Source organism: Nocardia sp. NPDC003345, assembly GCF_053589395.1.
The window spans coordinates 1-8,017 of record NZ_JBSFRU010000306.1 but is presented as its reverse complement, the minus strand read 5'-3'; the positions used below and the strand labels follow the sequence as shown (position 1 = coordinate 8,017).

The following is an 8,017-nucleotide window of genomic DNA, read 5'->3' as shown; positions in this document are numbered from 1 at the left end:
AATTTTTTTAATGATACCCCCAACACCTATAAATACACCACATAAAACACACTCTTCCCCTACACCACCCTCTACCTAACTGGCCGCACCCCCGGCCGGATCCCGACGAGCAGATAAAGGAAACATATGACTCTCGAGACCGAAGGCGGCGACGCCACCGTATCCGCGACCGTGGTGGAAGCGGATCCCGATGACGCGGTGAGTGATGCCGAGGAGGCGCTCATCGAAGAGGGCGAGATCGCCGGTGACTATCTCGAACAGCTGCTGGATGTGCTCGACTTCGACGGTGACATCGATCTGGATGTCGAGGGCGACCGCGCTGTGGTGAGTATCGACGGCGGTAAGGATCTGTCGAAGCTGGTGGGTCACAGCGGTGAGATTCTCGACGCGCTGCAGGAGCTCACCCGGCTGGCGGTGCAGCAGGCGACGGGCGTGCGTAGTCGCCTGATGCTCGACGTAGCGGGATGGCGTGCCAAGCGCCGGGCGGATCTGAGTGAACTCGGCGCGGCCGCGGCGCAGCGTGTCCTGCAGACGGGTGCTCCCGAGCAGCTCGCTCCGATGACTCCGTTCGAGCGCAAGATCGTGCACGACGCCGTCGCGGCGATCGACGGGGTCGCCAGCGAGAGCGAAGGCGTGGAGCCGAACCGCCGGGTCGTGGTCATCCCGGAGTGAGACGGTTTCCCGGCCGTCTCCGGCCGGTTGCTCGACGGGGCCCGGGTCCGATGGATTCGGGCCCTTTCTCTGTCCGGCGCGCGGTGGTCCCGGTTGTCGCGGGTAGCGGATACGGTTGACTTTCGACACCGGGTGGCCAGTTCACGCCGGCGCGAACGATCACACAGAAGGGTGTTTCACGTGAAACCAGATCTCGGCGACTCTGCGGCCGCAGCGCCGGAGTCGCGGCCCCCGGCGGAGGCGGAGGTCGTATTCGGTGACCGCGTGGGGCTGGCGTGCCGGTACCGGGACGCCCTGGCTGCTGCCGGAGTGGAGCGCGGGCTCATCGGCCCCCGGGAGGTGCCGCGGCTCTGGGAGCGGCACATCCTGAACTGTGCGGTGGTCGGTGAACTGATCGGCGAGGGTGCCTCCGTGGTCGATATCGGCAGCGGTGCCGGGCTACCCGGAATCCCGCTTGCGCTCGCCCGGCCCGATCTGCGGATCACTCTGGTCGAACCCCTCCTCCGCCGGACCGTCTTTCTGAAGGAATTCATCGACGCGGCCGAACTGGATATCACCGTGGTGCGCGGACGAGCCGAACAGCCGGGGGTAATCCAGGAAGCCGGCGGCGCCGACGTGGTGACCTCCCGGGCGGTGGCTCCCCTGGCGAAGCTGGCGGAATGGTCACTGCCCCTGCTGCGGGACCACGGGCATATGCTCGCGCTCAAGGGGTCGAGCGTCGTCGAGGAACTGGAACGTGACCGCGAGGCGGTCGAGCGGACGGGCGCCGGGAATTTCAGCGTTCTGGCTTGTGGTGCGGAAATCCTCTCCACCGCCACCGTGGTGCTGTCCGCGGAACGGCTTCCGCGTTCGGAGCGCGCGGGGAAGAAGTCCAAGAAGCGAGGAGCTCGGGCGGAACGCCGGAAGAGCTGACTCCCTGCGGATTGTGCGCCGGAGTCGGGGTACGGGCCGACGCTGCGGTCGCAGCGACGGGGGCCGTACGCATCCACGGCGGCGTTCGAAGACGCCGCGATGTTTCACGGGAAACATCGCGAGGCGCGGAGCGCGGAGTCGACCGGGCGTGGATATCGAAGAGGTGGCGGGTTGTCGTGCGTTGGCAATCCGGGTCGAGATGGCCTCGGAGTCGGTGGATATCTCCGGACTCGAGTCCGGGCGTAAGTTGTGCGATCGTCCGGGTGCGGTACGAGGCTCGAAACCTCGCGAGCCGACTACGCGGGTGTGCGCGGTCGGTGGATTGCGCGCCGGCCACACACGCGCGTTGTGGGAAGAACTGATACGACGGACCGTGCGGAGTCGGTACGGCGGTTCCGGCCGAGGTCTGACACGGCCGGCCGTGCGGACCTACTGGCGGATTGTTCGATGGCGCGTACGGATACTTCGCCTCTCTTCCGCGCGCCTGCCTTTTCCCCTCTCCTGCCTTCTCGTGGCGCGAAGGTGGAGTCCCCGTGGCTCGCGGTCGATCGGGCTCAGGTCGCGCATCGATGTTTCACGGGAAACATCGATGCGGGCTGAGGCTGAATCAGGTGCCCCGAGGATCCGTCACGGGATGAAAACGACGCAGTTTCGCGTGTCGCGGGCGCGTCGCAGCGATTCAGCTTTCTTATCCCGTCCGTGACTGGCAAGCTATTCAACGTCGGGCGTGAGCGTCGGTGCCACGGAGGAAACTTCGTATCGCAGCGGTGACGCTCCGCCCGGTCGACTGGCGGCTCAGCGTCAGCGTCGGAGGAGGTAGCTTCGCGTGACCACGCATCGGTGCGAAGCCGCCCGGTCAACACGGACGCCGCGGTCCTGGTCGTGGATCATGATTCGATCCGGTCCGGCTGGTTTCGACGACACGATGCCGGCGTCCGTCAGGCCACGTGATCTTGCAGTTCTCGCGTTAGGAGCGGTCTATGTCGAGCGGTTCAGCGAATGTTTCACGGGAAACATCACGCGTACCGGGAATGCTGGATAACAGCAATATCGGTCCGGAGGCATTCGGCAGTACACCCTACGGTCACATATCCCCGTCCGAGACGCCGATCGCCGCCGAGGCGCACCGAGCGAGCCAGCTAATGCATCCAGGAAAGGTGACAGTGCCGAAACCGCATGAGCAACGCATCATCACCGTCGCCAACCAGAAGGGGGGCGTGGGTAAAACCACCACGACGGTGAATCTGGCCGCGGCCCTGGCACATCAGGGCATGAAGGTGCTCGTGATCGACCTCGACCCGCAGGGCAATGCCAGCACCGCCCTGGGGGTCGAGCATCATTCCGGTATCCCCTCGACCTATGAACTACTGATCGGCGAGATCAAAGTTCAGGACGCGATCCAGCAGAGCCCGCACAGTGACAATCTGCTGTGCATCCCGGCGACGATCGATCTGGCCGGCGCCGAGATCGAACTGGTCTCCATGGTCGCGCGCGAGGCGCGACTGAAAGGGGCCATCCAGGAAGCGAATATCGCCGGTTACGACATTGATTACGTCATGATCGACTGCCCGCCCTCCCTCGGCCTGCTCACCATCAACGCGATGGTCGCGGCGCGAGAGGTGTTGATTCCGATCCAGTGCGAGTATTACGCCCTGGAAGGTGTGGGGCAGCTGATCAGGAATATCGGACTCGTGCAGTCGCATCTGAATCCGGAATTGCATGTGTCCACGGTGGTCCTCACGATGTACGACGGCCGCACCAAACTTGCCGATCAGGTCGCCGAGGAAGTGCGCAGTCATTTCGGCGATGTCGTCCTGCGTTCGGTGATCCCGCGCAGCGTGAAGGTTTCCGAAGCGCCCGGTTACGGGATGACGGTGCTCGACTACGATCCGGGTTCTCGGGGTGCCATGAGCTATCTGGACGCGGGACGTGAGATGGCCGCACGTGGGGCGGCGCGATATGCCGCCGTCGCGGACGGCGCGGAGTGAGTAAACGGATCGGGTGTGATCGGGCGTGGTTGTGGAAGCGGGCAAGGGAAAGGGTAGGCCGGTGAGTCAGTCGAAAAAAGGTGGGCTGGGGCGCGGTCTGGCAGCGTTGATCCCGACCGGACCGGCACCCGTGGCCGGTGGTCTGGGTACCGAGGCGGCCAATGCCGTGATCGGATTGGATCCCGGGCCACGTCCCGCGTCGACCTTTCTGCGCGAGGTACCCGAACCGGCGGAGCTTGCGGAGCTGACCTCCGCCGGTGACGCGACCTATCGGGAAATCGCACCCGACAAGATCGAACCGAACCCGAAGCAGCCGCGCCAGTACTTCGACGACGAGGCGCTGGCCGAGCTGGTGCATTCGATCCGCGAGTTCGGTCTCATGCAGCCGATCGTGGTCCGGGAGCTGGAGCCGGGTAGCGACCGGTATCAGCTCATCATGGGTGAGCGGCGTTGGCGGGCCTGTCAGGAGGCGGGCCTCGAAGCGATTCCGGCGATCGTCCGGGAGACCAACGATGACGCGATGCTCCGCGATGCGCTCCTGGAGAACATCCATCGCGTTCAGCTGAATCCACTCGAAGAGGCGGCGGCATATCAGCAGCTGCTGGAAGAGTTCGGGGTAACCCAGGAGGAGCTCGCGGCCCGGCTCGGCCGGTCACGGCCGGTGGTGACCAATATGATCCGGCTGCTCAAACTCCCGATCCCGGTGCAACGCCGGGTCGCCGCCGGTGTGCTGTCCGCCGGGCATGCCCGGGCGCTCCTCGGGCTCGAGGGCGGTGCGGACGCCCAGGAGGTGCTCGCCGCGCGGATCGTCGCCGAGGGGCTTTCGGTGCGATCCACCGAAGAAGCGGTGAAGCTGTCGAACCGGGAGGAGGAGCCGGCCAAACCGCCCGCACCGCGCCGGCCGCCGATCCACTCCCCCGGCCTTCAGGATGTCGCCGACCGGCTGTCGTCATCTTTCGATACGCAGGTTTCGGTGAGTCTCGGTAAACGGAAGGGCAAAATTGTGGTCGAGTTCGGATCGGTGGACGATCTGGAACGGATCGTCAGCCTGATGTTGGAGACATCGCTCAATAATTGAAATTCCGGCTCGTCAGCGGTGTGACCTGCCGATCGACCAGGAAACGTCACTGTGACAGTGACTGTTCAGAGGGATTGCACGCGGAGCCGGGCCACAACCGAAGACCATAGTGACGCGAAATGAGGCGGGTTGGCTTGATCGCATATTCTTGCTTGCAAGAAAACCTTGATGCGGCGTGAGCATAGACGAATCGGATAGCTGGAGGCTGAGCAGAGCGGTGGCGACCAGCGTCACGGGATTAACCCTGGAGGGCATAAGTCGGTTGCCGGCGCATGCCCGCCGTTGTGTGTTCTGGGAGATCGATCCCGCGGTGGCGGCCGACTCCTGTGAGTTCAGTGATCCGGTCTTCGAGAAGGAAGCCTGGATTTCGACGGTCATGCTGGAGTGGGGTTCCTGCGGTCAGCTCGCCACCATCGATGAGAAGACTGTGGGCTGCGCGCTCTACGCGCCTCCTCGCGTGGTGCCCCGGGCGGGACTCTTTCCCACCTCGCCGGTGAGTCCGGACGCAATTCTGCTGACCACCCTGGGCACGGAGTTCCCGGACCTCGACGGCGATATCGCCTATCGCCTGGTTCAGGCCGTGGTCACCGACCTGGTCCGCCGTGGTGTCCGTGCGCTGGAGGCATTCGGGATACGGGGCGCACCGGCGAGCACCGCGCTGTCGGACCGCCCGACCGGCACCATGCGGTTGATGGAACGAATCGGCGTACCGGATCGCGGTGCCCGGCGATCCTCGCTGGACTGCACCCCGGAGAACTGCATGATCGAGGCGGATTTCCTGGAAGAAGTCGGTTTCGAGGTGGTGGCGCCGCATCACCGTTTCCCGCGGATGCGGTTGGAACTCGACTCCGACCACGGCTGGAAAGAAGATGTCGAGCATGCCCTCGACCAGCTGCTCGCCGCGGCGTCGATGACCGTGCCCACCCGGGTGCTGACCTTCTGATTCCCCGGCCGGCGCCGGCCGGGGAATTCGCTAGCGGCTGTCGGCGGCGGCGAGTTCCTCGGCCAGCAGCTCGGCGAAAGTGTAGGTACCGGTGGGCTGATCGTCCTGACCCAGCAGGTACAGCCGCTTCACCGAGATCAGGATGGCCTCGGCGATCACATCGCGCATGCGCGGGCTGGCCAGAACGGACGCGTCGTACTGGTTGGTGACGTAGCCGATATCCACCTGGACCGTCGGCATCTTGGTGAGGCGTAGGAGATCCCAGGTGCGCGGATGGGTGCGGCAGTCCTGCAGGGAGGTCCGCGCGACCACTTCACGCTGAATGAACCCTGCCAGTACCTGGCCGATCATCGACACCGAACCGTGCGAATTACCGAAGTAGAACCCGGCGACGCCGTTGGCCATCGGACTGGAGTTGGATGCGCAGCGCAGCGAGATCATCAGGTCCGCGTCGAAGGCGTTGGAGGTTTCCGCGCGCTCCACATCGGTGGGGTTGCTCCCCCAGGGCCGGGACAGGAAGGTCTCCATACCGGTGGCGGCCATCCGCCCTTCCAACCGGCTGGCGAGATCCCACAGGATCTCCGCCTCGTAGATCTCACCGGATTCGGTGGGGACGGCCCGGCCGCGATCGGACCCGCCCAGGCCCGGATCGATCACGATGCGTTTACCGGTGAGCTGGGGCCCGGCGCGGTGCACGACCTCTTCCTCCGCGATCCGGTGCGGATTACCGCCGGTGACCCGGGCGCCGAGCAGTTCGAGCGAGCGCAGGGTGTCGGGACCGCAGATACCGTCCGCGGACAGCCCGATCTCACGCTGGAACGAGGTCAATCCCTCGTGGGTATGCGGGCCGAAGAACCCGTCGACCCGGTGCACATAGAAGCCGAGGTCCTGAAGCCGACGCTGCAGAGTGGCGACATCGTCGCCGTACAGGGGGGCGGAGAGCTGGTAGATCAGGGTCCGGGCACCCAGCCGGTAGGACGCTTCCTTGAGCGCCCGGTAGGTGGCCGGACCCACCACTCCGTCCACCAGCAACCCGCGGTGCTGCTGGAAGGCACGCACCGCGGAGTCGAGCTGATAGTCGAAGGTGGCTTCGGTGTCTTTCCAATACTCACCCGCGCTGTCGGCGTCTACGCCGTTGTGCGCGTGCAGGAACCCCAGACTTGCCAGGGTGCTCCGAACCTCTGCTACGGCTGGACCGGTGTCGCCGTGACGAAGTCGGTGCATGCGTGAGGGCCCTTCCTTCCGTCAATCCCGGGTACCCACTCATGCGACGGCGTACACCCTCGCACGACGGAGCGTGGTCGATTCTGTCAGACCCGGACCGGGATTCGACAATCATGGTCAGGGCATACTACGGCGCGTCGCCGTGTGACGGCCGCCAGATGACCTATTCGAGACGTCAGATAACGTCTTCGATTTCCCGCAGGAGTGCGGCCTTGCCCTTGGCCCCGACGATCTGCTTCACCGGCTTGCCGCCGGCAAACAGGATCATAGTCGGCACGCTCATTACCTGGTAATCGCGGGCGGTATTGGGATTGGCGTCGATATCGAGCTTGGCGACCGTGAGTTTCTCGGCGTGCGTGCCCGCGATCTCCTCCAGAACCGGCGCGACCATCTTGCACGGCCCGCACCAGGTGGCCCAGAAGTCGACCAGCACCGGCTTCTCGCTCTGGAGTACCGCGTCGACGAAGGACTTGTCGGTGACGGTGACCGTATTGGTGCTATCGGACATGGCTGTTCTCCTTGATCTCCACGTGGCAGTGCTGCCCGTATCGAGAGAAACGCGCCGGTGGCGCGCGTGGGTCAGTTGGCTGCGGGGACCGCGACCGGATGATCGGCGTTCGGCAGCGTATTGCTGGTGATATCGCCCTTTTCGGCAAGCCAGCGCTCGGCGTCGATAGCCGCGCGGCAGCCGGTACCGGCGGCTGTGATGGCCTGCATATAGGTGTGATCGACGAGATCGCCGGCGGCGAACACGCCCTCGACGGTGGTCTGGGTTCCGGGGTCGCGGACCAGCACGTAGCCTTCGTCGTTCACTTCGACCTGGTCGCGGACCAGTTCGCTGCGCGGATCGTGGCCGATGGCGACGAACAGGCCGGTGGCCGCGAGTTCGGAGGTCTCGCCGGTACGGGTGTCGCGCAATGTCAGGGAGGTGACGCTGGTCTCTCCGTGGACCCGGGCGACTTCGGCATTGGTATGGAAGCGGATCTTCTCGTTGGCCTTGGCGCGTTCGAGCATGATGCGAGAGGCACGGAATTCCTCGCGCCGGTGCACGATGGTGACGCTGGCGGCGAACTTGGTGAGGAAGATCGCTTCTTCCATGGCGGAATCACCGCCACCGACCACCACGATGTCCTGGCCTTTGAAGAAGAAGCCGTCGCAGGTGGCGCAGGCGCTGACACCGCGGCCGAGCAGTTCCTGCTC

8 protein-coding genes are annotated in these 8,017 nt (G+C 65.0%); 5 read left to right on the top strand and 3 right to left on the bottom strand.

Annotated elements, in window-relative coordinates:
- The first annotated feature begins 126 nt into the window (after positions 1 to 126).
- The 5 genes from ACWDU1_RS25910 to ACWDU1_RS25890 all read left to right on the top strand — a co-directional run bounded on the left by ACWDU1_RS25910 (position 127) and on the right by ACWDU1_RS25890 (position 5,593).
- Positions 127 to 672, top strand: coding sequence for a Jag family protein (locus tag ACWDU1_RS25910; RefSeq protein WP_450002332.1), 546 nt, complete (start codon positions 127 to 129; stop codon positions 670 to 672).
- Between the two features lie 180 nt (positions 673 to 852).
- Positions 853 to 1,584, top strand: coding sequence for a 16S rRNA (guanine(527)-N(7))-methyltransferase RsmG (gene rsmG, locus ACWDU1_RS25905; RefSeq protein ID WP_450002331.1), 732 nt, complete (start codon positions 853 to 855; stop codon positions 1,582 to 1,584).
- Positions 1,585 to 2,615: 1,031 nt separating this feature from the next.
- Entirely contained in the window at positions 2,616 to 3,572 is a 957-nt protein-coding gene (locus ACWDU1_RS25900) for a ParA family protein (RefSeq protein WP_450002329.1), read from the top strand.
- Between the two features lie 61 nt (positions 3,573 to 3,633).
- Positions 3,634 to 4,650, top strand: coding sequence for a ParB/RepB/Spo0J family partition protein (locus tag ACWDU1_RS25895; protein WP_450002327.1), 1,017 nt, complete (start codon positions 3,634 to 3,636; stop codon positions 4,648 to 4,650).
- 217 nt (positions 4,651 to 4,867) lie between these two features.
- On the top strand, positions 4,868 to 5,593 hold the full coding sequence (locus ACWDU1_RS25890; protein WP_450002325.1) for a GNAT family N-acetyltransferase: 726 nt from the start codon (positions 4,868 to 4,870) through the stop codon (positions 5,591 to 5,593).
- Between the two features lie 30 nt (positions 5,594 to 5,623).
- Here the strand turns inward: ACWDU1_RS25890 and ACWDU1_RS25885 are convergent, their stop codons facing one another.
- The 3 genes from ACWDU1_RS25885 to ACWDU1_RS25875 form a co-directional block, all read right to left on the bottom strand.
- Positions 5,624 to 6,817, bottom strand: coding sequence for an N-acetylmuramoyl-L-alanine amidase (locus ACWDU1_RS25885; protein ID WP_450002324.1), 1,194 nt, complete (start codon positions 6,815 to 6,817; stop codon positions 5,624 to 5,626).
- 175 nt (positions 6,818 to 6,992) lie between these two features.
- A complete protein-coding gene (trxA, locus tag ACWDU1_RS25880) occupies positions 6,993 to 7,325 on the bottom strand; it encodes a thioredoxin (RefSeq protein ID WP_450002322.1) in 333 nt (110 codons plus the stop codon).
- A 71-nt stretch (positions 7,326 to 7,396) separates the two neighbouring features.
- Positions 7,397 to 8,017 (bottom strand): NAD(P)/FAD-dependent oxidoreductase (locus ACWDU1_RS25875; protein ID WP_450002321.1); only part of this gene is annotated, 621 nt, incomplete at its 5' end.

Bases quoted from the DNA above. Each gene is read 5' to 3' on its own strand.
- ACWDU1_RS25910 (WP_450002332.1), top strand. From the start codon at position 127: ATGACTCTCGAGACCGAAGGCGGCGACGCCACCGTATCCGCGACCGTG.
- ACWDU1_RS25900 (WP_450002329.1), top strand. From the start codon at position 2,616: ATGCTGGATAACAGCAATATCGGTCCGGAGGCATTCGGCAGTACACCC.
- ACWDU1_RS25885 (WP_450002324.1), bottom strand. From the start codon at position 6,817: ATGCACCGACTTCGTCACGGCGACACCGGTCCAGCCGTAGCAGAGGTT.
- trxA (WP_450002322.1), bottom strand. From the start codon at position 7,325: ATGTCCGATAGCACCAATACGGTCACCGTCACCGACAAGTCCTTCGTC.